The organism is Serratia sp. TSA_130.1, assembly GCF_052691795.1.
This window is the reverse complement of record NZ_JBQZFS010000011.1, coordinates 23,228-46,305: the sequence shown is the minus strand read 5'-3', so window position 1 is coordinate 46,305 and position 23,078 is coordinate 23,228. Positions and strand designations below refer to the sequence as shown.

The window sequence follows — 23,078 nt, the reverse complement described above, 5'->3', positions numbered from 1 at the left end:
CCTTTTTTTCGTTCAGTCCCGGGGTTTGAAATCGGTGACGATATTCAGCACGCGCCGTGCCAGGTCATCCTGCGTGATAAAACCGTAGGCCAGCGGCTTGTAGGTCCCCGTCCCCGGCTCCACCAGGTAGATGGCCGGAAAATGCCTGATACCCATTTTTTTGACCTGACCGGTATCCCTTCGGCTGTCCGGCAGATCCGCGCTGATGCGGCCATCGATACTCACCGGCACCAGGTGCAACCCATACTGCGCGGCAAACTCCTTCACCACGCTGCCCAGCTTGTTATCCAGCGGCTCCTGGCCGCGATAGAATAAAAACACCCCGTAGCGCTGGTTGACCTGGTCGATAGCGCGCGCCTGCGCCTGGCGCTCTTTGGCGTATTCGATAGGCGCTGCCCCGTTGTAGAAGGGGTGCTTGAGGTTGTAGTCCAGCTCCGGGTAATCCAGCAGCACCTTCTGCCAGGTGGCGCTGAATGCGCTGGCCTTGTTGACCAGAAAATCCTGCACCACCTTGTAGCGCCGTATGTTTTCCGGCTGCGGATCGAGCACTGCCGTGATAAGCAGCTCCTTGCGTATTTTCTCGATACGCGCCAGCCGTTCGGTGGGTGATGCGGGCGGCGGTGCTGGTGCAGGCGCCGGCGGCGCGTTCTTCGGCGGTTTGTTCTTCTTGTCGTACCAGTACCAGCCCTTGACGGGCTTATCGACATACCCCGCCGGCTCGTCGTCCTGCGCTGCCGCCGCCATAAGCGCAGGCAGCATCAACGCCAGACACAACGTGCGTTCCATCAGCTTCATCACGGGCTCCCCTTCTGGATGTTGCGACTGATTTGCTCACGGATACGCGCAGAGAGCGCATCCTGGTCGGGCAGCTTCACTTTGCCCTGCAGCTCGTCGTAAAAATCGCTGAAATCAATGCGGTCAAACTTGAGCCGTTCGAACTCACCCATCACCATGCCGCGGCAGTCCGGGTTTTTGCTGCTGCCAAAACCGATACCCAGCTGGCCCTGGCGGCCCTGCTCCTGCACGATGCGCGCCAGCAGGCTGTCGTAGACGCAATAGCTGTGTCTTTTCTGCAGGCAGGCGCCCAATACCTTTTTCGAGCAATACTCCCCGACATCGATAACCAGCTTGCGTTCCTTGGCCTTGCCGATGGCCTTTTCCTCATCGTTGCAGTGCGCCAGCCCGACATCGTGCCCCCAACCGCCGCCCTTGCAGCAGTTGCTGAACCCGATGGCGGTTTTGCGGCACGACATGGGCTTGCCGGTAAAGAAGCGAATACGTTCCGGATCAAGCCCGGCCACATCCTTGCCGGCCGCCGCCAGCGCAGCCAGCTGAGACACGGCCGCCTTGAAGTCGTTGTTCTTCTCGTCCTTGATGGACGCGCAGCTGCCGTCATCGCAATAGAATTTGTCGCCGCACAGCCAGCCTTCGCCGCTGACGGTGTGCTGGCACTGGTAGCTCAGCGATTCGCGTACGCAAAAGTCGCCGACTTTCTGCAGGCAGCGGCGGGTGCCGACCGTGCAGTTCCTGTCGCTCTCCCAGCGCCCGCAGCTGTTGTCATCACTCTCATAGAGCTGCCAGTCTTGCGTGGTCTGCCAGCAGTCCTGATAGACCGGATACGCCACGCCGTTATCCCAGACCGTGCGGGTTTCCGCGCCCTGGGAACAATATTCCCGAAGCATGACGGCATTTTCCTTGTCTACGCCGCAGCTGGGCGTCCATTCGACGCGTGTCGTAAACACGCGCGTGTCGACCTCGAGATCAAAGTGGAGGGTGGCCGGGATAGGAGACTGGTGGCGAATACGCGCACCGCCAGAGCCGTGAACATACTGCATGTCGCCATGCGTGGCTTCAAAAGCCTGGCCGGCAACGAGTTCCGTTTGCGCCGGCCAAAAGTCGGCGCCGGCCTGCTCGGTCCATCCGTGGTAATACAATGCCGTTCCCAGCAGGCTGATATCCGTGCGCTGATTGCCGGCCACCCTGGGATATCGGTAGGATGCATGCACAATCCGCCCGCTCATGGGGGGTGTCACGGTGATGTGCACCGCGTCCCCGTAAATCTGGTAAGGCAAATCCGACAAGGTGACTTCAAATGATTTTGTCTCCTTGCCGCCCGTGACGCTGCCGACAATGTTGGCCGTGTTGTGGCATTGCGCGGTCACCGATTGCGCCTTCTCACACGCATGCGAGGTATAGCTGACCTTGTTGATCACCTGCTTGACACATTGGGGCCCGACGCCGGCGGCGATGACGTCTGCGTCTTTGCGGATGTCGTCACTGCGTTTAATCATGTCGGAGCCGTAATCAATCTTGTCGGCGGGGTTGTTGATAAAGGACTTGCGCATCTCCTTGCCGAGCTCGGTCTGTGCCAGCGCCTGTTGACCTTTGGCGCCGATATCGGTATCCGTCTGCGTTCCGCCCTGGTAATAGCCGCTTTCCGGCGGGTTATCGGTGTAACGGTCAAAATACTGCTCCGGCTTCACCTGTCCGGCCCCCTGCTGTGCACCGCTGAGCGCAGCCGAGGCTGCAGCTTCTCCCTCTCTCATGTCGTTGCCGCCGGCAATGGCCGGGGTGGCCGCACAGGCCGCCAGCAGACTGCCGAGCAGTGTGCGAGATAACGCGTTTCGTATTGTCATATCACCTCCGTGCCGCCCTGCCGGTTCTCTGTCGTGGGGTTTCCCTGGTGTTGAAAACCCCGGTATTGGTCCTGCTCTTTTTATTGTGGTTGTTGGGTGCTGCGCGTTTTGGCGCACTCGCCGCGCGCATTGATAAGCTCCAGCCCGTCGCGCACGGCCAGATTGCCGTACACCACGTCAAACTTCTCGCCGCAGCGCCTGACCAATGCCGGCACGCTCGCAATGCCGTAGTGAGCGAACCGCAGCGGGTCGATATTGACGCTGCCCACGTCATACTTGTTCTCCAACCGGTAGACCGCCTGCGCGGTGGCTTTCATGTCGTCATTAACCAGCCCGCGCAGGTAAACCGGCACCTTCTCGCGCTTTGCGCCACGCAGCAGCGCAACCAGGCTTTTCTCAGGGATGGAGAATGAGACGAAATAGGCGACCTCGTCCGGCGTCTGGTCAAGCGGACGGCTGCGTTCCTCCGCCTGCGCCCCCAGGGCAAGCATCAACGCCACCGGCATCAGAGCACGACGCAATTTCGTTTTTTCCATATCAGGTACCCGTAGTTCTTTTTGGTGGTTGGCTTCTCTTTGCCCAGCTGCCAGCGCATCACGCTGCGCCCCAGCGGATGGCACGCATTGGCGTCGGGCACCGTGTTGACCATCTGATAGCGGTAGCGGCTTTTGGGCATAATGACGGTCGGATACTCGTGGCAGACCGCCCGGTTGGCGCCGATGGTGTCCCAGATCATCCCCTGCCGGTGCAGTTTGAAATTCATGCGCTCGGTCAGCAAAATGCCGCTGTTGAGGCCGCTGCTCTCGTTGACCAGGTTGCCGGAAAACGGATACATCGAGCCGTGGCCGCCGGCACACCAGAACAGCGCATCCAGCGGCTTGCGCACCTCGGCGGCGATAGCATCGGCTGCGCAGGCCATTTGCGCCACCGGATTGGCGAACAAGATCGCCTCCGGACTGATAAACAGCGCCAGCGAGTCGTCTTTCCACATCGGATCAAGCTCCGACATGTAGGCGATGTCGTATTCACCGCCTTGCATGCAGCCGACGGAGGTGATGATGTTGAGCCAGCTGATGAGCGGGTACTTGTACCAGTGAACGTGATAGAAGGTGCCGGGATTATTCACGCCCAACTTGGTTCCCGTACCGGTACCCACTTTCGGGATGGGAATGGAAAACCCGCCCATATTGACCATGCAGCCGGGCGCGCGCGTGACGTCACTGATGGCGAACGGCTCCCAGAACCCGATGGCGATGCCGGGTCGCTGAAAAAGCGGCGGCGGCGCCGGACAAAGCTGTATCGGCGAGCTGGGGTTACTGGTATCCGGCAGGTCACCTTTGGACAGTTCGGTCTTGCCGATGGTCATCGGGAACAGGCACTTCCAGCAGATATCCGTGATGGGGTTCATCCAGCGGCCGTCGCAGGTCGGATCTTTCGCCTGTGCAACACCGCTGCCCAGGGCCAGGGCAAGCGCCAGTCCCACACTGGCAACGCCCGCGCGTTTCATTTGTCCGCCTTGCCCGCGGTCTTGCCGCGCGCTTTTGCAATGGCCGCCTGCAGCGTGGGCGCGTCCACCGCGCCGTACATCACCGACGTGTTATCGGCGTTGGCATTTTCCGTTGGCATGACGATAAACGCCGGCGTGCCGCTGATACCCAACTGCGAAGCCAGTGCAATGTTGCTGGCCAAATCGACCGTCGCCGCATTCTTCTGCTTTGACGCCGTCTCGCTAACGATGGCTGCTCCACCTGCAGCCTCACGCGCCAGATTGATGTCCTTTTGCGTCAACTGGCCTTCCGCATGGCCTGTTTTGAACAGGGCGGCGTGGTAGCGCCCGTAGGCATCAGCCCCTTTCTCGCGCCAGATTGCGAGGCCCTGCTGCGCTGCCTCACGCGAAAGCGGCCAGCGTTCACCAAAAATCGGATATTCCCGGAAGGCCACACGCAACGCGGCGTCCTTGTCCATCACCGCTTCCACCACCGGCGCCATGCGCGAACACCAGATGCACTGATAGTCGAAAAACTGGATCAGGGTGACGTCGCCGTCAGGGCGCACGGTCGGCGCTGCATCGCCGTTAAGCAGCATGTGTTTGTTTGCCAGCACCGCATCCAACGCCTGGTGCTGTTCGGCGGCGTTTTCGCGCTGCTGCAGCTTCTCGCTCATCTCGACCAGCAGATCGGGATGGTCACGCAGGTAGTCCGCGGCAATCTGGCCAATCGCCGCTTGCTGCTCCGGGGTAAAGGTTACCGCGCCTGGCGAAGCGTATGCCGGCAACTGCGAATACAGCGCTGCAGCGACGCTGACCACGACAGCCTGTGCAGTCGTCTTGATCTTCATGATTTGGGTCCTTTTTGGATTTCCTGGCCGTCATCGGCCACGGCCACTTCGGTGATGCGCAGCAGTTTTTTCCCCGGCATCTGGTCAACGATGGCCGGCACACGGCGAATGCCGAACTTGTTGACCAGCACGCCGCCCTGGTCAAAATAGACGCGCACGTCCAGCGCGTCGCTGCTGTCCTTGATGTTCCCGCCAACCAGGATGAGCTTGTCCATGACGCCCGGACGCGGACGCTGCCTGAACCAAGAGAGCTGCGCAGCATCGCGTCCGTCGATAAACACCAGCGTCTGGTTGAAGGTCGGCAGCACGTCGAACGGCGACACCCGCTGCCCCTTGCGGGCAAACACGTTCCCCTTGTCGTCGGCAATATCTTTTTGCACGACGAACGCCGGATCGAACGTCCGCACCACCCTGACCTCGGCACGCCGCACCCCCTCGATGGGGGCGGGGTTCAACACGCTATCCGTGACGCGGTCACGCAGTTCCTGCTGGATACGTTCCTGCGTTTTCCCGGCGAAATGCTCACCGAGCCGCTCACGAATAATGCTCAAAAGGTCATGCTCCCGGATGGGCCAGATATCGCCCACCGTGCCGAGGTTGGCCGCCTGAGTCAGCGAAGGCAGCGCCAAACAAAGGGCAACCAGTACGCGGCGCATCACTGTCCTCCTTGCATGGCGGCAGCGAGGTCCTTGCGTATCTGCGGCGTCACATCGGGCAGGCCGGCCACCACGGCGGCGCTGACCACAATCACCTCATGCTGCGATGCGGCCCGCGCCGTCAACACCTGATTGAGCTTCTGGTTATAGCGCTGCAGCAGCGCGGTGCGCTCTTCATCGCTGAGTTTGAGACGCGCGCTTTGCAGCAAGAAGCGATCGGTTGTGCCCTTCATGTCGAAGGTCACCAGTTTGGGCGGCTGCAACAGCAGCAGCCAGAGTGCTGCCGTCACCAGCACGGCGCACACCACCGAGACAAACCCGGTCAGCCAGAATTCGCGGGGGGCGACGTTCATCGCGGACCTCCTAAACAATTACAGTGGTGAGGGCTGAGCGCCCAGCGCAAACGCAGTGTCGCTGTCATAACGGCATCGCCAGCAGCGCCTCCAGCTCACGCCGCTTTTCCGTATCCCGCTCGACCATCTCGAACAGGATGTCCTTGATATCCGCGCCCTCTGCCAGCCGCTTTTCGCGGTAGGTGAAATCCTGCCCCTTGGACGAGAACAGCTTGTCGCTCAGCGGATCGAGCAGCAGGCGATGGAAGCTGCTGGAGCCACCTATTTTGACCAGCAGCGCGCTGTATTTGGCCAGCTTGGCCGCCGGGAACTTCTTCACCAGCTCCCATTCTTGTTCAGAGAAGGCGTTCGGTTCTTCTTTCTCGAACATGCTGAACGACTGGAACTCCTGCATGGCGGTGAATTTGAACGAGCTGTTTTCGTAGGCTGCCAGCGAGGCGGTGCTGAGGTTTTTATCGCGAATGGACTGCGTCACCGTACCGCAGGAGCCGCCATGACGGCGTGCGGTGCGATACCCTTCCTCGATGAACTGACGGATTTTGTCGCTGGAGCCGCCCAGCAGCTTCCAGCCCTCATCAATGATGTTCATCTTGCGCAGGTCGCGCGGCGTGCTGTACATCAGGTTCTCTGACCAGATCATCAGCGTGAACAACACCGCCGACAGCAGATCGCCGCGGTTGCGCAGATCGCCAAGTTCGGTGACCACAAAGCGCATGTCCATCTTCAGCGTGGGTTCGTCGCTGTTGAAGAATTTGCCGTAAATGCCTTTGGTGGTGTATTTGTTGAGCAGCGTCACCATCTCATCGATACGCCCGGCGATCTGCGCACCACTTTTCAGTGCCACGTCCCCCTGGCGCTTTTTGAGGTAGTCCACTACATGGTCGATGCGCATGCCCTGCTCATAGGTCGGCCACTGTTCGGTGATGGCTTCCATCATCAGGGATTCGTGTACCTCATCAAGCAAGCCGCGCGGGCTGGCCAGAATACACAGCTGGTCGCGTATGCGTTCCGCCGCCAGTTTGATATCGGTCACGTTGGCGAACGGATTGAACCGCAGGTTTTCACCGTTGATATAGGCGCCGCCGATACTGCTGCAGAACGCCTTGTACGAGTCGCCGATATCGGTAATGGAGACATAGCCCTCGCGGTCAATAACCTGACGCGCCAGCGCCTGGGCGAATACTGATTTACCGGCTCCGGAGGTGCCGGAGAGAAACCAGTTGAAGTTGGTGTTCGGCAGGTCTTCATCAAACACGTCAAGGAAGGCGACCTGGTTGCGGTAGCTCGGCAGTAAAATGCCGGCGCTGGACAGCTTGTTGTCGCCGATAACCGGCATCAGGTTGGCCGCATGGAAGCTCTCCGCGCGCTGGGTGGCACCGGTACGGTTGAGATCGCGCCACAATTTCGGGTCGGCCATGGTGAACGGCAACATCGCCAGCAGGTTGCGCACCTGCATGTAATCGGCGCGCACCATCTTGATCGCCTGGCGGGCAAAGGCTTTCTTTGTGTTTTCCACATAGCGGGACATGGCCTCGTCATCATCTTCACAAAAGAAGGTCAGCCCGTAAAAGTATCGCGTCAGCGCCGTGCGCCCCGCGTCCAGCTCGGTCACCAGCCCCTTCCATTCAGCATGCTGGCGCACCGTGCCGGGGATAAACTTGGCGTAGGGCGTGTTGACGCGCGAATCCAGCCCAAGGAAACGGTTCTTGGCTTCCCCCTGGCTTTTCATTTGCTCGTCGGTGACCAGCACCATGCTGAACAGGAACGGACACGCGATGCTGCTGGTCGGTGATGCCAGGTCGGCGATGATGTTGCCGTTCTGCCACAGGTAGTGCTCATGCGGATTGCGGTCGAGGTTCATGCTGACCATGCGGCTGGAGAAGTCCCGTGCCTTTGCATCACTGCCCGATATCCGGATATAGCCGGGCTTCACCAGCCACGAGGTGCTGTTATCGACCATCTGCGCCGTCAGGTCAGACTGTGGGTCGTAGAGCTTTTCATAGCTCGCCAGGCGCGACACGTCATGGTTACAGAGTTCGCGTATGACGCCGATGATGTCATCCGCACTGGCGTGGCGGGTAAAAATATCCGCGGCGGTAAGCGCATTGCTGATGGCCCGCCGGACGTCGCGCACATGAATGAGATCGGTTTCTGTCACGCGGCGTGTTTTGTGCGCCCAGGTGAAAAACAACCGATAGTCGCGCAGCGTCAGCGGATGTCCGAGCCCATTGGGGAAACCGTGGCGGGCGCCATGCAGCGCGAAACGCCGGTTGATGTCGTTGCACTCGTCCGCGCGGTAGCCCGTCCAGCCAAAGTCCTTGAGGCCATAGTCAATCTGCTCCTGCAGCGCCCCACTGCTGACCATCAGCACCTGCAGGGGCGTGCCGCGCGGTACGGACTCCTGCAGCAGGGCTTCCAGGCTGTTGACCACCTGTTCGTTGCCACCGATAAGGGGTTGCGACTCCAGAACGAACCCGACGGAATCTTTGTTGATAAAAAGCTTTTCTTCGCTCATGTAGTCGGCGAACGGCAGCAGGTCACGAATATGGGGATAATCCATATCGTCCAGCATCCTTTGGGTCTGCCGCACGGTCTCCTTGTCGCCGAGAATGCTGGCGACATCGTCGATAATATTAAGCGGGTTGAACTTCAATCCGGAAAGGTCGAACTTCATGCCTCAGACCTCACAACACGCCGTGCCAGTTGGCAGGCTTGGCGACGGTATAAACGACCTCGCCCATATGGACGTTGTCATCGGGGGAAACGTAGGGGGCTATCCAGATGCGGGCCACGCCATCGGGCCGGCGAAACGCCGACACGGGTTCGGGATAGCAGCGCGGGCTGTTGCATGAGACGCCGGTGGCGGCGGGAACAGCCACACCGGAACGGGCCTGCGACGTTGACGTAAACACCGATGAACCCGCGCCTGCGCGCGCAGGCGCGGCAACGCCCCCTGCCAGTGCCGGCTGAACATCCAGCCGCACATGCCCGGTATCTATCAGCCGATAGCCGCCGAGGTTGAGGCCCTTGCCACCGACGTTACCGGGCTTGCCAGCGGATGCAGAGGTCATTTCGTCAGCCTGAGACATCCAGACGCCGGTATCCCGCGCCGGCTTGTCGAACTCGAACTCGGAATTCATGCCGGCGCAGCCGGTCAGGAGCAAGGGAAGAAACACCAGAGACTTACGCATCGTTCCGGCCCTCCTGCGCCGCCTGCTGACGTGCGCGCAATACGCGAAGACGCGCAGTGGGTTTGCGGCTAAGGTCGTAGTCGAACACGCTGTCGTAGCCAAGTTCGGCGGCGAAGTAATAGTCGTGGGAGAACTTCACCATCAGGCAGTAAATGCCAAAGCACAACGCCGCCAGGGTGAAGGTTCGAAACCCTGACGCCAGCGCTTCAGGAGGCAAGTGGTCAGCAAAGAGCGTATCGGCACCATGGAGAACCGGTTGAGCGACCATTAACACGCCCATCAGCGCCATGACGATTAGAAAAGTGATCAATATCGCCAGCGATACCTGCTCAATAATGCGCAGCGCCAGAGCGCCACGATGATGCGTCCAGTCGCTCGCAAACAGCAGGCGAGATTTGGGACTGGTTGTAATACCGAGAATATTCATGGTGTAACTCCCGTTGATGGCGTCCGGGCCTAGAGGCCCGATAAATAGAGAATATTGAGTCTGCGCCAACCTACAGCGCGGAATTTTCAGCAGCAGCGTCAGCGACACGCAGCGATTGGCCAGGCTGGATCACCCATCGGCGCTGCATATCACAATCGACGTTCAATGCACCCGTCAGAGTGGTCTGACCGTCTCCGCATTCGCTAAAGATTGCCGTATTGCGACCGCCATCCGAATCAGGAAGCAGGAAATGGCCATCGCGGCTTGGGGTATCTGACTTACTCATGTTTCTCGCCTCCTGCGGGCTTAACTGATGCCGCTGTTTCACAGGTTGCGGACATCACCTGCAGCCGGCTCAGCATGACCTTGGTCTCTGCCCAGCTGCTCACGCATGACGTCCAGTTGCTCCTGCAAAATTGACTGTGTTTCTGAGTTGGAAACGGTCTGCACCTTACGCACTATTTCGCTGGACGCCGGCACGGCGCTCATTCAGTAGGGTTTCCGTTTGTTGCGTAGCCTTGGCAGCGTCATTTGCTGCTTTGCTTACGCCAGCGGTATAGCCAACCCAGACCAGACAGACCGCAACAATGACGGCCGTGAAGATACCGGTTGCAATATTCATCGGTGAACGCATCAACTCCCTCCTGATGACGGCTTGGTGCCTTGCGGCCCCGTCGGTGTGATAAAATCATTGATTTGCAGAGACTCGGCGTCACCGAGTTTGCCGATAAGCTCCGGCGGCAAGTCGCTGTTCCCCTGCGCAGCGGTGGTCGTATCTGCAGTGTGGGTTGCCGCGCCTTTTTGCGCCGCCTGTTCGCTCGCTTCCAGGTCTTCGATAAACGACGCCCTGAAACCTTCGGTAAACACGATTTCCACGCGGTTGGCGGCGCCAATCGGGATAATCGGGTGGTACTGCTCGGCACGCTGGATGTAGTAGTCGGCCAGCTTGGTGGCCGCCGTACTGGCGCCGCCCCCCAGACCGGCGCGAGCCACGTCGCCGCCGGATATGGTTGAGGTTGCCCCCACGCCGGCAACGGTTTGCCCCACCTGCTGAACGCTCTGGCCAATGCCTGACAATGCGCCGGCCCCAAAGGCCAAGCCGAGGATTTTGCCGTTGCGCATCACGGGCACTCCCTTGATGCCAGCCTTGCCGTAGAACACTGCGTGCCCCTTCACCTCCATATCGATATGCTTGTCACCGACCACGCAGGAGAGCGATTTGACACGCACCTCTGCACGTTCACTGGAGACGTCACCGAAAGCGCCGGCGGTCACAAAGCAGTTGTCGAGCTTGCCCAGGCGCTTGTTGTTGGGCAGGTGCGCCATGCCGGTCAGCTTGAACTGCATCGGCTTAAGGTGATCTTCCCCGGAAACGGACGCGTTGACGTCGGCGCCTTCGAGAATGATGGCGTTGGAGAAGGTGCCTGACGGCACATAGAAACTATCGGGCCTGGGCTTTTTTGCCGCGTCGACCTTGCTGTAATCAAAAGTGAAGTTATCGAGCTGTCCGCGCGCAACGGGCGGGGGCTGAAGACGGTACTGGGCAGCAGGCTGGCCCTGCCCGGCCGCTGCCGCCGGCGCGGTGGTTTGTTCTTTCGACTTGAGCGCCTGCATCTGCGTAAGCATGTCGTCGATACGGCCTTTCAGCTCGGCATTCTCGCTGTTGACGTCACTGAGTTTTTTGTTGAAGTCAGCCACCATGTCTTTGAGGTCGGCGACGGCCTTGTTGGCTTCCCTTTCTCGCTGCTGCGAGTCCAAAAGCACGCCACCCTGTGCGCCTTCAAACGTGTTCACCACCTGACCGGTCAGGTCGGGTTCGGCGGGCGCTTCACCATCGGTAACATCATCGGCGCCAGCTGCGCCGCCCCCGGTTGATTTGTTGAGATACCAGAGCAGCGCAACGAAAACGACGACGCCGGCGATGATGAGGGTAAACAGTTTCTGCTGCTTTCCCTTGACCCAACGGTTAATGTTCATCTACGCCGCCCTCCTTCAACACCACAATGGCCGAGACGGTCACGCTGGGTGAAATGACATCAAGCTGCGGCCAGAAAGAAACGGCCATGACCCCCTTGCTCCAAAGATACCGTTCGTTGAGTTCGATGCGCCCTGCGCTGCGATTGGTGATATCCAGCCGGACGATACGTAGCCGGTCTCCCTGCCAGGCTGATACAGGGCGCACCCCGAATGCCTGCAGAACCGATGCGGACAAAGGCACCTCACGGTTCTTGGTGTAGACAAACCCTGTCGGCATGTCGTTATTGACAAAACGCGAGACAAGCTGAGAAATCAGCTCACTGTATCCGGGCTTATCGGCTTCCCACGCACTGGCCTGCGCCGTGCCGCGAATGGCCTTGTTGTTGACGATAAGCGACAACCCGGCCTGCCGGCGTGGCGTGACGTAAAGCGAAAAAGTGAAGCCGCTTTCGGTCGTGACATAAAGCGTGAAGGGCTTGTCGTGAACCGTCGCGAACACCAGTCCGCCGGCATCGTTGACGGCCTGCTGCGTGATGACACCGCGGGTGGCCAGAATGCCTTTTACCCGGTCATCGTTCACGGTGATGTAGTTGGGGTCGGTGGTGCTGACGGTGACCGCAACGCGTGCATTGGGGTTGATATCCACTTCCTGAGCATGCGCGGCAAAGGCAAACAGCGCAGCGGAAATCACCAGGGATTTACTGTTCAACGGGCACCTCCACAAAGGCGTTGAAGCACATGCCGTCATTGCGTGTGTCCAGGCGAATGCGATATTTTTTCTCAACGGGCCGGACATCGTTCATGCCGTAGGTGAACTGCAGATTGCCGGCGACATCAACGATGCCCTTGTCTGCATTGACCTGAATTTTGTTGGGATAGAAGACCGAGCTGCCTTCATTCATGGCAATACTCTTTCTCTCCGCACTGAGGGCCGGTTCGAGCACTTTCTTTTGCCCTTCGCAGGCGTAAGCTATTAGCAGCTTGTGTGCGGCATCGGCCGTCTCGCTGGAGATGTTGAGGCGTAAATTGACCAGGCTGAGCGCCATCAACCGCAGATAGCGCGCATCACCGCGCTCACCCACAAACCCGAATTCGCTGTTGGCGCTCATCGGTAAAATAATCAGTTGTCGGTTGTTGAGCAGCGCGTTGGTGAGCGCACGGTTATCGGAATAAAGCCGATGCGCCAGCAGTCCGCTGATAGCGGCGATAATAAGCATAATCACCAACGCCAGTGCCAGATTGCGGTCACGGCGGGACTTCAGGTTATATTCCATGGGGTGACCTCAGGGTATCCAGTGACGTTTGTAGCTTTCTGGCAATACATCAACAAAAAGTCGAAGCCAGCTGGTAGGCAGGAACCAATAGGCAAGGCTAAGCATATAGCTGGAACCCTTCCCTCTCTTTAAGGCACGCATTCCGAAAAAAGCCGCAAAAACCGTTGGACCGAAAATCCACATATTGACGAAGATGGTCAGCGCGCACAGCGGTATATAGAGAACAAATTCGTCGCGGGGCAATCCAAACCAACGCTTTGCTTCGGAAAGCGTAGCCGGAAAGACATACCGGTTACGCTGTTCCATAGTTCACCCGTTAAAACAAGCCAGTTACGACGTTAACGAACAGCAGCACGGCAACGATACCGATGAATACCGCCGGGCTTTTCGATTTAATAAACATCCACAACGCCGCCAGCATTTCGACGAAATAAATAACGTAAACAACCGCACTCCCGGCGCCGAATGTCGCTTTCACATCTCCTTTAGCCTTGGCAAAATAATCCTTGGCATAAGCTTCAGTTGCCGGCATTAACATCAGCGCCAGCATGAGTACAGTCATAGCTACCGCACCCAAAAAGAGCGGGTTCTTCAGGTACAAAGCCACTTTTCCTTGCATGGCAAAATCCTCAAGGTTAAAGAAATAAAAAATGAATATGCGTATAACTGATTAAAGACTCTGGGTAATGGACCTCCTTTTATTTACAACTAAAATAGTCACCTGCTAAATATTTTCCCGGTGGCAGCAATATCAACAAACTCATTGAGGTGGTCTTCAAGTCTCAACAAGGCTTCCTGACGCTTGGTGCGCCCTGATCTAGCCGCAGTGCGAGAAAGAAGCTCATTAGTCTTGGCGCCGAGGTTGAGTGTTAGAGTTACAGCATTAAATTCTTGATCTTCTTCAATTTTCATCGAGACCCGCCAAAAGAATCTTTATGAATCTATTGGTGATTTATAGTTACCTTAAGTGAATCTAGCAGCGTGAAATTTCCCTGTAAAGTTATTTTTAGTTCTTATGTTAAGTGTATGATTTCTTTTTATATATACACTGGAAGCAGAAGATGCCTAACACCATACAAGATCGATTAAATGAGGCACTTTTAGCAAGGGGGATGACTCCTGCAGAATTAGCACGCGCCATAGGTGTTGGAAATGGGTATGTTTCAAAACTTTTGGCTGGATACATATCGCAACCCAAAAAGAATCTTTCAGCCATTTGCCAAGCCTTACGAATTACAGAAACTTGGCTGATTACGGGAAAGGGTCATGCTGAACTAGAACCGGATCAAACCCTGGAAGAGCGCAATTGCATCCAGCTAAAGTTTGAGAACAGGGAAGATGAAGATACCAAAGACAACTATATAACATGCTTATATAGTAATGAGACTGAAAAGCTGGCAGCTTACATAGTAAGCCCATCAGCTAACTTTGATAGTGAAGTAGCTGTTATTATTGATAAAAGTAGAAAAGGCTCCGGTTTATTTCTTATAGAGTTTGAAAGCGAGCTTTTTATATCCACAAGAATAGATAATCTTGTTAATATTTTATGGATTCACAACACCGGAAAAGACATCCCAGATGGAAAATTTAAGGTATTAGGGAAAATAGTTCAGTTACTTGAAATGAAAGAGGATGATCTATGGCCGTGAGATTTATTTTGGTTGACATCAGCAATAATCGAGTTTCTTATCGGATAAGAGAAGATGGCGCTATTTTTTCCGACGATACCCATGCTGTTCTACATAAGAACCTTGTAGACTTCTTCAACGAGAAGGATAAGGGTAAGATCTTGGCTGCTTATGGGATAGATAATGAATCCCCCTTCCTCTCTCGCGGAGATACAGCGCAAACAATAATATTTGGTTTGTTTATAACATGTTTGTTAATTGCTATTCCATTATCTCAAACCAAGGTATTGATAGGAAGCTACATCCAGCCTGGTGGCATCCTCATATTTCCACTAACGTTTATTTTCCTAGATACTATAAATGAAATATTCGGAAGAAGAAAAGGCAGAATTTCTGTGGTAACCGCCGCACTATGCCTAATGACTTCAGCTTTATTTGTGAGCTTCAGTCTTTTACTTCCAGGGATGGAAAAATCATCACATGATAAATTCATAGGGGTTTATCAAAACCTACCGTATCTACTTATGACAAACGCAATTTGCGTATTAATTGCGGATAGTGCAAACAACAGCATATATAATTTTTTAAAAGGGTATTTTAGAGGAGGATTTCTGTGGCTTAGATGTGCAATAACCACAGTGGTGGGGCAGTTGATTTATTCCGCAATATGGATTTCAATTTTCTTTTACGGTAAGACTAGTTTTGAAGAACAACTACATTTCATAATATCGAACTATGAGTTCAAAGTTATATATTCCTTCATTGTATGCACCCCAATGACTGTTTTCCTCGTATGGGTAGCTAAGAAGTTCATCTATTCAAAACCCGCTAAATTATAACGTTTTCTGCCATGACTCAGTATTGGAGTCATGGCTTACCGTTAAACACATAAATTCAAAAGTTGAATTTATTTAAAGAATTCAGCTAACTTTCCATTGATTCGTTCTGTTACCATACTCAAAAACTCTGGATCTAAGTAATGTTCAGACTTATTAACTTTACTCAAATCTGCAGTTTCTTTATTTACATGATAAATAGCCTCACTCAAATATGATGATATCAAAACGTTACGAGCTATCATTTTCAATTTGTCATCAAGTGAAAGTTGACCTTCATCCTTAGCCTTTTTGTTTTCATAAACTCTTAATCCAAGTTTAAACATTTCCATTACAAAAGCTGACCTATTTGCTGTCTCTCGTGTTTCGCCATCATCAAGTCTAACCTGGACATGGCGGTCGATAACATCAAGAAACGAATAAGGGATAGTAAGATTGACACGGTTAGGTCTTCTAGATATTTGTTCCATAGTTGGTTTCTCTTCATGATATCTTAGAGCGCGTTTCCCGCGCTTGTTAGTCGGGTAGAAGTAACTTATAACAAACCATAAAGTAACTGGCAAGTTACCCAGTCGAGTCAGTCAAGTAATTTTACAATCGATCGATTAGCATTTTGAAGTAACTTAGTAGTAACTTGGCGGTACATAATTTAACTATACAACTGATTCAAAACTAATTACTGCATGGTTCCTTTAAAGTACCTAATTAGTGCCCGCTTGGTTACAGTTACGTTACGCACTAATATGCCATAGACCATCACCACCAAAACAAAACACACTGTTTTATATACATAAAATCAAAAATAATCATTTTGCATGTGGTGTGAAAAATCTAGTTTTACATATACGCCTGTGTTAATATTAACCAACGTTGAGTTAATACCTTACGGGCCTCTTGCGATGATGTGTAGAATAGCGGCAGCATTGCTGGCAATTATGGTTTTCTTTAGTGGTAACGTTCGCGCTGATTGTTTCAATCGGGCGGGTGCTTACTATCGTATAGATCCGGATTATCTCCGTGCCATCGCATTTAGAGAATCAGGCTTCAATAACTCGGCGGTCAATCACAACAGAGACAAGACGGGAAAAATCATCAGTTCAGATTATTGCGTCATGCAAATCAACACCAACACTGTCAATCGCTTCAAACGAGAGTACCCCTGGCTATCGATAAAACAACTCAAAGATAACCCCTGTCTTTGCATACATGTTGGCGCCCTGGTATTAAGACGTAACTTTAATCAATACGGACTGAGTTGGTTAGCAGTAGGCATGTATAATGCCGGCGTAAAAAATCGGCAGGAAACCATCTCTAACAGGTATAACTACGCAATGAAGATTGACCGAATTTATAAAGATATAAAAAGCGGAAAACTAATACCGCCAGCTATCAACTGACTCCGCCCTTATGCACATATCCACACGCAATTAAGCCAGTGAGTAACCGGCCTACCCTGACCGGTTATGAACGGGAGCGGTTATTTCACCGGGGCAAGGTGAAATAACTTTGCCTGTGGGGATGTGTATAAGGGCTGCCGCATATTACCATACCACACACCTGACGTGTTTCTCGTCAGGTGTGTGGTATGGGCGCCCCTTTGGGGCAGCGGGAGCGGGAAATGTGTTTCCCGCTGGGCGGGCGGGGAGAATAAGAGCTGCCCCCTCGATGGGGACGGCTCTTATCAGCGCGCTACCATGCAAAAACTTCATGGCCGGGAAGAATGGGCGCATCACAATCAAAATGGATGTAGCCTGTGCGGTGATATTTTATCTGGTGAATTAAAAACCGCCTCAGCGCCTTTGATGCCCCTTGCGACTTTAATACCCGCAGCCGCCAGCGATAATCCGTCAGCACCAGAATATAACCGTACTGGATGTTAACGACCCAGGAACTAAAAGCCGCCTGCCCTGCCATTGTCGCTAACAGCTCGTTATCTTCCGATGTAAAATGTGCCGTACTGCATACCCGTAAATTTTCCGTTTGCATCTTTCACCTCGTTATTTCATACTGTCCGCGCTGTATTAACTGTACGTTCTGTAGCAATGTTCGGCCCCGGTATTGATGGGCGTCATTACCGGGGCACCCTGTTACTTCATTCGGTTCTTGAATTCATCCGCAATCAGCCATAACGCACGGTTCAGTTTTATATCGCCGTCGATACCGTTGACCGCCCGAGTCCGGGTATTTTTCCCGGTCGCGCTTTTACCGGGTAATCCGCCCTTAATCATGTTTTCCTGAACGCGCTGGAATGTCGTCCACAAATCATTGCCGTAATCTTCACGCCGACGCGGACGCAAAACTTGCGACGGCGTGATCGGGGATTTATCTTCATACTCGTAGCGATAACTTAACGCCGCCCGCGCAAATAATTCCTGGTCGCGCTCGGTCAGTGAAATGCATTTCATGGTGTCGAGGTCATTATCGACGCGGTCAAATATGCCGAGCACTTCATACGCGCCCTCAATCACCTGCCCGACCACATCCCCTTTATGCGGAACACGAACATCACCGAACGATTGGCCAAAGACCATTCCATTGGCACAGACATAGCGGAACATGCCGGGGATCATTTGGTAACTGCTGCTCCCGTCGTGGCTGTTCAATAATACGATTTCGGGCACTTCCTTATTGCCGGAGACAATCATATTTTCCCGACGCAGCCGCAGCATGTGTTTGGTATGCCCGCGTTTGCTTTCATCACGAACGCGGGTCTGGCAGGCATAAAACGGCTGAAAACCTTCCTCGCGTAATTTATCGAGCAGCGTAATGGTGGGAATGTAGGTATAGCGGTCACTGCGCGAATCGTGTTTATCTTCTGAAAACACGCTCGGCACCACGTTCATTAATTCGTCGTTGGTTAACGGGCGATCTTTACGAATGGCGTTATAATGGCCAAAACGGGAAGTCAGACGCATGATATTCTCCTTTCTCTTTGAGTAATGCCGGGCAAATGGTTTTTAGACCGGCGATGAATTAACGGTATGAGTGATTGATAGCCAGCTGAAGGTGCAGCCGATAACGCGCATGTTCCCAGGCAGTGACGCCGGTCTTGCCAAAATATGCACCGGCCAAACGCTGCGCCTTAATCCAATGTTGCGCGACGGCATACGCAATTTTCGGTTTATCGTACGGCGAGTTATCGACGCCGTTAAACACCACCCGATCCGTCATCGTGTTAAAAATTTCATACAGCGATTGCGCCAGTTCGTCAGGGGACAAATACACGCCGTGTAATTCCTCCATCAATTCCAGTTGACGGATCATGATGTTTTCTGCGTCGGGGTATTTTCCCGCCCATCGTTTGGAAGATTCTTTGGTGGCGGTGTTGACGTTTTGCGTGTTCATCCTGCTCTTGCTCCTCTCTGGTGGTTATTCCATCGTTCGGTGAGTTCCCTGGCGGCAAAGGGCGACGGAGCAACGGCGTAAGGAGACACGCAAGGGGCGAGACGAAAAGTTTTTACCTGGAAAAAGTTTTCGGTGAAGTGCACTTCCCCCCTTGCGGGGCGACGCGACGGTGCTACGAACAGCCCTCCGCCGGGGAACGGCCGTCCGATGGCGCACCGGAAACGCAGCGAGGAGGAACACGGCCGACACGGCGACAAGCCGGGGCGACCTTAGCGTTCCTCGCCAGGGCGAGGAACAGTGAGAAGCGGCGCCGGCCCCGCCGGCTGCAAGCGTGCCTTTCGCGTCAGCGATGGACGCCCGCAGGGGGGCGACGGCTTGCCGGCGCCATGCGCAGCACGACAGCGCGCCCGGACGCCCGGCGCCGCATCGTTTCGCCAGGCCAGTCGTTCAGAAGCAGCACATCCCTGCCCGACCGTCACCACGGCTCTATCAACAGAAACTGTCTCCCCTGCTGAAAGAAGAGACAGGCCTGGCACAGGAATCAGAGAGCAACAAGCCGCAGTGGCGAAGCCACTGCAGCCTGTTGTCCGGGGTTAGCGGCGTACCAGGCGATTCGGCAGCCGCGCCGCGTTATCGCTATGCGCTTCAGCGGATAATTCAGCACTGATCAGACTGACCTGAAGACGCGCCTCCCAGAATGGCATGGCCGACCAGAGGTAACTATCCAGTTCGGCCAGACAGGGAAACCGCGCCGTCCACGCCATCACCAGCCCGCTCAGGTCATCCTCGGCCAGTCCCTGCTGCTGCGCACGCCGCACCCAGCGGTCAAGCTCGCCCGGCGTGATGAACGCCAGCTCGATTTCCGCCTGCGCCAGCCGCACCTGGTAACGCCGCCGCTTGTGCCGCCGGAGTGTGGCATCGATGCGCGCCTGACGGGTGTGTTTCATCGTCAGCCGGTGTTCGAAGCGCTGACGGCGGCGGCGGTTCACTTCCGGGAACAGCGTGTCACGGGTGTCGCCCGGCAACGGGGAATAACAGTGCTCCCCCCGGCTGGCAATCAGTGTGTCAAGCGCGTCGATATAGTCTTCCTTGCGCGTGGCGCGGCGACGATCGCCGGGCCGGTAGGTCACGTCTATCATGCGGATGTCCCTGGCTGAAATTGTGAGCCGCCCGGTTAACTGGTGGAAAAACGCCGTGGCATACGGGTAGGCTGACAACCGTCTGCCTGCCTCACGCCGGGCTTCGACCTGTGCGATGGCTTGCCAGACGGCCTGCCGATAAGGGTGCCACGGCACCAGAGCGAGATGGTTAGGGATCACAGGCAATGCCCTCCCATCCGCAGCGCGACCGCCAGCTTTTCCGGCCGCCAGAACCCCAGCCGGTAATAGCCCGCCACGGTATGCAGCACCCGGTTGACCGTGGCCGGGGTATAATGCTCATCCAGGTACAGCCACGCCAGCGACTGACCGCCGTCAAACGGCAGCGTCATTGACCAGTTCGGCACCTCCGCGCCCGCACTGCACAAGTAGAGCGCCGTCGCCTCATCCCCTGCCGGGCTTATCCGGCATACCACCGGCACGCGCCCGCAGAACTCGCAGCCCTCTTCCGCAACCACGCGCCAGCCTTCCGGCAGCGCCAGTTGACCCAGCACCGCGCAGTTGAGCATCACCCGGTACTCCCTGCCCCGGTCGCGGTACTGCTCCAGTTCATCGGCGCTCATCGCCGTCAGTGTTTCCAGATTGAATGCATTTTTCATCGCTGTTTTCTGCCGCCCGATGGGCGGCAGCTCCCTGTCTGTTAGGCGGCGGCGCTGTTGTCAGCGTCCTGTAAGGTGGTGGTGTCCTCGGCCACCGGCAGCAGGCACTCCGGCACCCAGCCGCTGGCGGTCAGCTCGTCCTCGGCCAGCTGCGCGGCGTCGCCCTTCTTCATCTTGAGCACCGAGGCCGCCTGCGCCACCTTCCCGGCGTCAACCAACGCATCGCTCATCAGCTCCTTGCTGATCCGCCCGAAGTAATTGGCCTTGCTCGGTTGCCACCAGTCGCGCAGCGTGAAATCCAGCGCGTGCTCGAGCGGCGTCAGGGCATCGCCGACTTTGCCATCCTTTGCAGGCCACAGCTGCACGGCATCGAGCGACAGGCCGACGCAGTACGCCAGCAGCGCCACGACCTCGGCCTGCTCCCACGTCAGCAACCATGAGAAATCGGTATTCCACTCCGGTGGCAATTTGGCTTCCCACTGCGCGTGCAGCTCACCCAGCTGGCGATCGGCGCGGCTCCCTTCTGCCGTCGGGGCTTTGGTCAGCAGCTCCGCCCGTTTTGGGGTCAGGCTGGTTTGGAGCAGCGATCCAGCGTAACGCGAACCGAACACCTTCACGGCCAGCGAGTGGGTGTGCAGCGCCAGCGCGACGGGCGGGTTCTCGACCAGCGCCCCCATCACCGCCAGTGTGCGTTCCGCCGACAAACTGGTGATCAGCGCCGCCGACAGCCCTTTCTCCTTGGTTTTCGGTGCTGCCGTCTCGGTGGTCGCCGTGCCCTCGTCGTTGTCATCATCACCATTCCCGGTCGTTGCTTCACTAGCCCGCAGCACGATCCCACGCTGGTAAACCACCTCCCCGTCACGCAGGGACGCCACTACCCCGCCGCTGCTGCGCATCACCTGCGGCCATGAACGGACGATCGCCTGCGCGGTCAACCGCTCAATATCGGCCTGTACCGCGTCGCTTTCGACGTTCAGCGCGTGGGTATCGATATCGGCATCCGCCGCCTCGAATGCCGCTTCCAGCTCACTGAACCGCGCTTTCAGCCGTTTGATCTCGGCCTGTTCGTCAGCGGTAAATTCCGGCTGCGGTTCGGCCAGCTCGCGGTACAGCTCCGCATCCTCACCCCATGTTTTAATGGCCGAAATGCGCCCTGCCGCCCAGCTCCAGCCCTCATCCTCGGCCACCTGCTGCGCCAACGCGTGCAATTTTTCACGGGCAAGACGCTCCAGCATCGCCGGTTCGGTCAAAAAGCCCTCGTCGGTAAACAGGTCGAATTTGAAGGTGCCGCCCGCCGCCTCGTAGACTTCGCGCCCGACGAATGCCAGCTGGCTGTTGTCTTTGGCCGAGACATCGCCTTTCAGCACCGCCTCGCGCAGGTGCTGCGGCGCAGCCGCCCAACCGTGCGCGTTGTCCCACACGTCACACTGACGTTGATGATCGTCGGTGGCCGACAACGCCTGCAGCTGGTCGAGGGTGATCTGGTCGTCGGCAAGCGCATCGAGCAGCACCGGCGCCATCGTTGCCAGACGCAAACAGCGCTGAACATGGCGCGTGCTGAACCCCAGCAGATCGCCAATCTGTGCCGGAGTTTGTCCGTCCGTCGACAGGTCGCGGAACGCCGTGACTTGATCGGCCGGGTGCATCTGCTCGCGCTGGCTGTTCTCCATCATCGACACCACGCGCGCCATCGCCCGGCTGACGACCAGCACCTCGACCGGGTAATCGTCGGTCACGACGCCGTCCGGGGTGGTCTTGTCGGCGTCGTTCTCCTGTTCCATCAACCAGCGCAGCGCCAGCGTGCGCCGCTCACCGGCGGCGACGCCGTAGCGGCCATCGTCCATTTCGAACACGACCAGATTCATCAGCAGACCGGCTGAACGGATGGCGGCGGCCAGCCCCTCGATCGATGCCTGCGAGGATTTTTTCTTGCGCACGTTCAAATCGGTCAGCACCAGCTGGCCGAGCGTGGCGGTTTTGCGCACGGCCTTGGCCAGCGCCGCCTCGATTTTTTCCGCGAGGGCGTTTTTCGTGGTGGTTTTGGCCGGACGGGTTGTCTTGCCCTTGGTTGGTGCTTTAGACTCAGTCATAGACATGGTGTATCTCCGTTGATAATTGCCTGTTGAGCCAGCGTCAGAAGTGGGTGCTTCCGCGCTGGCGGTGAGAAAGCGGCAGGATGCCGCTTTTTTATTGCCCTGAATTCATGCGCCAGTGGGTCATCGTCATCTGATCGCTGGCAGCCACCGGCCAGCCCCCGACGATCCACACCGAAATGGTGTCGAAATCCCCAAAGTCCGCGAACACCTCTTCCGCCCCTGCCGGTACGACCGGGGGTTCGATGGTGCCGGTTGAACGACCGCACACCGCCTTCACATAGCAAAACAGGTCATACACCTGCGGGATGGTCAGAGCACTGTTGGTCTGTGCGGATGCTGCTGTAGGCTTCGATGTCGCGCCTTTGACGTTTTGTTGAGCCATGTTGAAATCCTCCGTGGGGTAATAACTGATGCCGCTGTGAGTATTCGCCGTCGCAATAAACTGATTCAGCACGGCGAAGAGCGGCACCAAGGGGCGGAGACAAAAAGTTTTTTTGACCGAAGGGAGGAAAAAGTTTTTGGCGGAGTGCATTTCACCCCTTGGTGTTCAAGCGAGGCGTTGTGCT

At 56.2% G+C, this 23,078-nt stretch carries 29 protein-coding genes; 3 read left to right on the top strand and 26 right to left on the bottom strand.

All coding sequences use genetic code 11. The features are described from left to right. Positions 1-12 precede the first annotated feature (12 nt). From traF to ACUTQY_RS24045, 18 genes are all read right to left on the bottom strand, one after another. Positions 13-795, bottom strand: a complete 783-nt coding sequence (traF, locus tag ACUTQY_RS24130; RefSeq protein WP_260048776.1) for a type-F conjugative transfer system pilin assembly protein TraF — start codon at positions 793-795, stop codon at positions 13-15. Then, positions 795-2,636: a conjugal transfer protein TraN gene (locus ACUTQY_RS24125; protein ID WP_260048777.1), complete on the bottom strand. Its 1,842-nt coding sequence runs from the start codon at positions 2,634-2,636 to the stop codon at positions 795-797. The genes traF and ACUTQY_RS24125 overlap by 1 nt, the downstream gene beginning before the upstream one ends. Positions 2,637-2,716: 80 nt before the next feature. Next, positions 2,717-3,172, bottom strand: coding sequence for a type-F conjugative transfer system pilin assembly protein TrbC (gene trbC / locus ACUTQY_RS24120; protein WP_260048778.1), 456 nt, complete (start codon positions 3,170-3,172; stop codon positions 2,717-2,719). Then, a complete protein-coding gene (gene traU / locus ACUTQY_RS24115) occupies positions 3,142-4,143 on the bottom strand; it encodes a conjugal transfer pilus assembly protein TraU (RefSeq protein ID WP_260048779.1) in 1,002 nt (333 codons plus the stop codon). Before traU ends, trbC begins: the two co-directional genes overlap by 31 nt. Further along, positions 4,140-4,973: a DsbA family protein gene (locus ACUTQY_RS24110; RefSeq protein WP_260048780.1), complete on the bottom strand. Its 834-nt coding sequence runs from the start codon at positions 4,971-4,973 to the stop codon at positions 4,140-4,142. Before ACUTQY_RS24110 ends, traU begins: the two co-directional genes overlap by 4 nt. Beyond that, on the bottom strand, positions 4,970-5,629 hold the full coding sequence (gene traW / locus ACUTQY_RS24105; protein ID WP_260048781.1) for a type-F conjugative transfer system protein TraW: 660 nt from the start codon (positions 5,627-5,629) through the stop codon (positions 4,970-4,972). Before traW ends, ACUTQY_RS24110 begins: the two co-directional genes overlap by 4 nt. Beyond that, the gene (locus ACUTQY_RS24100) at positions 5,629-5,982 is read right to left on the bottom strand and encodes a TrbI F-type domain-containing protein (RefSeq protein ID WP_445583335.1); all 354 of its coding nucleotides are present in this window, start codon (positions 5,980-5,982) and stop codon (positions 5,629-5,631) included. The genes traW and ACUTQY_RS24100 overlap by 1 nt, the downstream gene beginning before the upstream one ends. A gap of 64 nt (positions 5,983-6,046) precedes the next feature. After that, the gene (traC, locus tag ACUTQY_RS24095) at positions 6,047-8,656 is read right to left on the bottom strand and encodes a type IV secretion system protein TraC (protein WP_260048783.1); all 2,610 of its coding nucleotides are present in this window, start codon (positions 8,654-8,656) and stop codon (positions 6,047-6,049) included. 10 nt (positions 8,657-8,666) lie between these two features. Next, the gene (traV, locus tag ACUTQY_RS24090) at positions 8,667-9,173 is read right to left on the bottom strand and encodes a type IV conjugative transfer system lipoprotein TraV (RefSeq protein ID WP_260048784.1); all 507 of its coding nucleotides are present in this window, start codon (positions 9,171-9,173) and stop codon (positions 8,667-8,669) included. Beyond that, positions 9,166-9,600, bottom strand: a complete 435-nt coding sequence (locus ACUTQY_RS24085) for a hypothetical protein (protein WP_260048785.1) — start codon at positions 9,598-9,600, stop codon at positions 9,166-9,168. The genes traV and ACUTQY_RS24085 overlap by 8 nt, the downstream gene beginning before the upstream one ends. 70 nt (positions 9,601-9,670) lie before the next feature. Further along, entirely contained in the window at positions 9,671-9,886 is a 216-nt protein-coding gene (locus tag ACUTQY_RS24080; protein ID WP_260048787.1) for a hypothetical protein, read from the bottom strand. A gap of 165 nt (positions 9,887-10,051) precedes the next feature. Beyond that, the gene (locus tag ACUTQY_RS24075) at positions 10,052-10,234 is read right to left on the bottom strand and encodes a hypothetical protein (RefSeq protein ID WP_260048788.1); all 183 of its coding nucleotides are present in this window, start codon (positions 10,232-10,234) and stop codon (positions 10,052-10,054) included. Further along, on the bottom strand, positions 10,234-11,577 hold the full coding sequence (locus ACUTQY_RS24070) for a TrbI/VirB10 family protein (protein WP_260048789.1): 1,344 nt from the start codon (positions 11,575-11,577) through the stop codon (positions 10,234-10,236). Before ACUTQY_RS24070 ends, ACUTQY_RS24075 begins: the two co-directional genes overlap by 1 nt. Next, on the bottom strand, positions 11,567-12,286 hold the full coding sequence (locus tag ACUTQY_RS24065) for a TraK domain-containing protein (protein WP_260048790.1): 720 nt from the start codon (positions 12,284-12,286) through the stop codon (positions 11,567-11,569). The genes ACUTQY_RS24070 and ACUTQY_RS24065 overlap by 11 nt, the downstream gene beginning before the upstream one ends. After that, positions 12,276-12,851: a TraE/TraK family type IV conjugative transfer system protein gene (locus ACUTQY_RS24060; RefSeq protein WP_170853457.1), complete on the bottom strand. Its 576-nt coding sequence runs from the start codon at positions 12,849-12,851 to the stop codon at positions 12,276-12,278. Before ACUTQY_RS24060 ends, ACUTQY_RS24065 begins: the two co-directional genes overlap by 11 nt. Before the next feature lie 9 nt (positions 12,852-12,860). Beyond that, on the bottom strand, positions 12,861-13,157 hold the full coding sequence (traL, locus tag ACUTQY_RS24055) for a type IV conjugative transfer system protein TraL (protein ID WP_164120214.1): 297 nt from the start codon (positions 13,155-13,157) through the stop codon (positions 12,861-12,863). A gap of 10 nt (positions 13,158-13,167) precedes the next feature. Further along, positions 13,168-13,470: a hypothetical protein gene (locus ACUTQY_RS24050; protein WP_149543229.1), complete on the bottom strand. Its 303-nt coding sequence runs from the start codon at positions 13,468-13,470 to the stop codon at positions 13,168-13,170. A gap of 98 nt (positions 13,471-13,568) precedes the next feature. Then, complete coding sequence (locus tag ACUTQY_RS24045) at positions 13,569-13,763, bottom strand: TraY domain-containing protein (protein WP_260048791.1); 195 nt, start codon at positions 13,761-13,763, stop codon at positions 13,569-13,571. 149 nt (positions 13,764-13,912) lie between these two features. On the opposite strand from ACUTQY_RS24045, the gene ACUTQY_RS24040 reads away from it, so the two are divergent. Both ACUTQY_RS24040 and ACUTQY_RS24035 read left to right on the top strand, forming a co-directional pair. Next, positions 13,913-14,500 carry a helix-turn-helix domain-containing protein gene (locus ACUTQY_RS24040; RefSeq protein ID WP_260048792.1) on the top strand — a complete coding sequence of 196 codons (588 nt, stop codon included), beginning with the start codon at positions 13,913-13,915 and terminating at the stop codon, positions 14,498-14,500. Beyond that, positions 14,491-15,318 (top strand): queuosine precursor transporter, encoded by an 828-nt coding sequence (locus ACUTQY_RS24035; protein ID WP_260048793.1) that lies wholly within the window; start codon positions 14,491-14,493, stop codon positions 15,316-15,318. Before ACUTQY_RS24040 ends, ACUTQY_RS24035 begins: the two co-directional genes overlap by 10 nt. Positions 15,319-15,386: 68 nt before the next feature. Here the strand turns inward: ACUTQY_RS24035 and ACUTQY_RS24030 are convergent, their stop codons facing one another. Then, the gene (locus ACUTQY_RS24030; RefSeq protein ID WP_170853460.1) at positions 15,387-15,785 is read right to left on the bottom strand and encodes a relaxosome protein TraM; all 399 of its coding nucleotides are present in this window, start codon (positions 15,783-15,785) and stop codon (positions 15,387-15,389) included. Between the two features lie 345 nt (positions 15,786-16,130). Here ACUTQY_RS24030 and ACUTQY_RS24025 point away from each other — a divergent pair, with 345 nt between their 5' ends. After that, a complete protein-coding gene (locus ACUTQY_RS24025) occupies positions 16,131-16,712 on the top strand; it encodes a lytic transglycosylase domain-containing protein (RefSeq protein WP_170853461.1) in 582 nt (193 codons plus the stop codon). Between the two features lie 292 nt (positions 16,713-17,004). Here ACUTQY_RS24025 and ACUTQY_RS24020 read toward each other — a convergent pair whose 3' ends face one another. The 7 genes from ACUTQY_RS24020 to ACUTQY_RS23990 form a co-directional block, all read right to left on the bottom strand. Continuing rightward, positions 17,005-17,301, bottom strand: coding sequence for a DUF5983 family protein (locus tag ACUTQY_RS24020; RefSeq protein WP_260048795.1), 297 nt, complete (start codon positions 17,299-17,301; stop codon positions 17,005-17,007). 101 nt (positions 17,302-17,402) lie between these two features. After that, positions 17,403-18,230, bottom strand: coding sequence for a DUF932 domain-containing protein (locus ACUTQY_RS24015; protein WP_260048797.1), 828 nt, complete (start codon positions 18,228-18,230; stop codon positions 17,403-17,405). A gap of 58 nt (positions 18,231-18,288) precedes the next feature. Then, positions 18,289-18,660: a dehydrogenase gene (locus tag ACUTQY_RS24010; protein WP_164120353.1), complete on the bottom strand. Its 372-nt coding sequence runs from the start codon at positions 18,658-18,660 to the stop codon at positions 18,289-18,291. Between the two features lie 593 nt (positions 18,661-19,253). Continuing rightward, positions 19,254-19,955, bottom strand: coding sequence for a plasmid SOS inhibition protein A (locus ACUTQY_RS24005; RefSeq protein ID WP_445653002.1), 702 nt, complete (start codon positions 19,953-19,955; stop codon positions 19,254-19,256). A gap of 20 nt (positions 19,956-19,975) precedes the next feature. Next, positions 19,976-20,416, bottom strand: a complete 441-nt coding sequence (gene psiB, locus ACUTQY_RS24000; RefSeq protein WP_260048799.1) for a conjugation system SOS inhibitor PsiB — start codon at positions 20,414-20,416, stop codon at positions 19,976-19,978. A gap of 41 nt (positions 20,417-20,457) precedes the next feature. Beyond that, on the bottom strand, positions 20,458-22,512 hold the full coding sequence (locus tag ACUTQY_RS23995; protein WP_260048800.1) for a ParB/RepB/Spo0J family partition protein: 2,055 nt from the start codon (positions 22,510-22,512) through the stop codon (positions 20,458-20,460). 91 nt (positions 22,513-22,603) lie between these two features. Continuing rightward, positions 22,604-23,044 carry a hypothetical protein gene (locus tag ACUTQY_RS23990; RefSeq protein WP_239511729.1) on the bottom strand — a complete coding sequence of 147 codons (441 nt, stop codon included), beginning with the start codon at positions 23,042-23,044 and terminating at the stop codon, positions 22,604-22,606. Positions 23,045-23,078 lie beyond the last annotated feature (34 nt).

Bases quoted from the DNA above. Each gene is read 5' to 3' on its own strand.
- traF (WP_260048776.1), bottom strand. From the start codon at position 795: ATGAAGCTGATGGAACGCACGTTGTGTCTGGCGTTGATGCTGCCTGCG.
- ACUTQY_RS24125 (WP_260048777.1), bottom strand. From the start codon at position 2,636: ATGACAATACGAAACGCGTTATCTCGCACACTGCTCGGCAGTCTGCTG.
- trbC (WP_260048778.1), bottom strand. From the start codon at position 3,172: ATGGAAAAAACGAAATTGCGTCGTGCTCTGATGCCGGTGGCGTTGATG.
- traU (WP_260048779.1), bottom strand. From the start codon at position 4,143: ATGAAACGCGCGGGCGTTGCCAGTGTGGGACTGGCGCTTGCCCTGGCC.
- ACUTQY_RS24110 (WP_260048780.1), bottom strand. From the start codon at position 4,973: ATGAAGATCAAGACGACTGCACAGGCTGTCGTGGTCAGCGTCGCTGCA.
- traW (WP_260048781.1), bottom strand. From the start codon at position 5,629: ATGCGCCGCGTACTGGTTGCCCTTTGTTTGGCGCTGCCTTCGCTGACT.
- ACUTQY_RS24100 (WP_445583335.1), bottom strand. From the start codon at position 5,982: ATGAACGTCGCCCCCCGCGAATTCTGGCTGACCGGGTTTGTCTCGGTG.
- traC (WP_260048783.1), bottom strand. From the start codon at position 8,656: ATGAAGTTCGACCTTTCCGGATTGAAGTTCAACCCGCTTAATATTATC.
- traV (WP_260048784.1), bottom strand. From the start codon at position 9,173: ATGCGTAAGTCTCTGGTGTTTCTTCCCTTGCTCCTGACCGGCTGCGCC.
- ACUTQY_RS24085 (WP_260048785.1), bottom strand. From the start codon at position 9,600: ATGAATATTCTCGGTATTACAACCAGTCCCAAATCTCGCCTGCTGTTT.
- ACUTQY_RS24080 (WP_260048787.1), bottom strand. From the start codon at position 9,886: ATGAGTAAGTCAGATACCCCAAGCCGCGATGGCCATTTCCTGCTTCCT.
- ACUTQY_RS24075 (WP_260048788.1), bottom strand. From the start codon at position 10,234: ATGCGTTCACCGATGAATATTGCAACCGGTATCTTCACGGCCGTCATT.
- ACUTQY_RS24070 (WP_260048789.1), bottom strand. From the start codon at position 11,577: ATGAACATTAACCGTTGGGTCAAGGGAAAGCAGCAGAAACTGTTTACC.
- ACUTQY_RS24060 (WP_170853457.1), bottom strand. From the start codon at position 12,851: ATGGAATATAACCTGAAGTCCCGCCGTGACCGCAATCTGGCACTGGCG.
- traL (WP_164120214.1), bottom strand. From the start codon at position 13,157: ATGGAACAGCGTAACCGGTATGTCTTTCCGGCTACGCTTTCCGAAGCA.
- ACUTQY_RS24050 (WP_149543229.1), bottom strand. From the start codon at position 13,470: ATGCAAGGAAAAGTGGCTTTGTACCTGAAGAACCCGCTCTTTTTGGGT.
- ACUTQY_RS24045 (WP_260048791.1), bottom strand. From the start codon at position 13,763: ATGAAAATTGAAGAAGATCAAGAATTTAATGCTGTAACTCTAACACTC.
- ACUTQY_RS24040 (WP_260048792.1), top strand. From the start codon at position 13,913: ATGCCTAACACCATACAAGATCGATTAAATGAGGCACTTTTAGCAAGG.
- ACUTQY_RS24035 (WP_260048793.1), top strand. From the start codon at position 14,491: ATGGCCGTGAGATTTATTTTGGTTGACATCAGCAATAATCGAGTTTCT.
- ACUTQY_RS24030 (WP_170853460.1), bottom strand. From the start codon at position 15,785: ATGGAACAAATATCTAGAAGACCTAACCGTGTCAATCTTACTATCCCT.
- ACUTQY_RS24025 (WP_170853461.1), top strand. From the start codon at position 16,131: ATGTGGTGTGAAAAATCTAGTTTTACATATACGCCTGTGTTAATATTA.
- ACUTQY_RS24020 (WP_260048795.1), bottom strand. From the start codon at position 17,301: ATGCAAACGGAAAATTTACGGGTATGCAGTACGGCACATTTTACATCG.
- ACUTQY_RS24015 (WP_260048797.1), bottom strand. From the start codon at position 18,230: ATGCGTCTGACTTCCCGTTTTGGCCATTATAACGCCATTCGTAAAGAT.
- ACUTQY_RS24010 (WP_164120353.1), bottom strand. From the start codon at position 18,660: ATGAACACGCAAAACGTCAACACCGCCACCAAAGAATCTTCCAAACGA.
- psiB (WP_260048799.1), bottom strand. From the start codon at position 20,416: ATGAAAAATGCATTCAATCTGGAAACACTGACGGCGATGAGCGCCGAT.
- ACUTQY_RS23995 (WP_260048800.1), bottom strand. From the start codon at position 22,512: ATGTCTATGACTGAGTCTAAAGCACCAACCAAGGGCAAGACAACCCGT.
- ACUTQY_RS23990 (WP_239511729.1), bottom strand. From the start codon at position 23,044: ATGCACTCCGCCAAAAACTTTTTCCTCCCTTCGGTCAAAAAAACTTTT.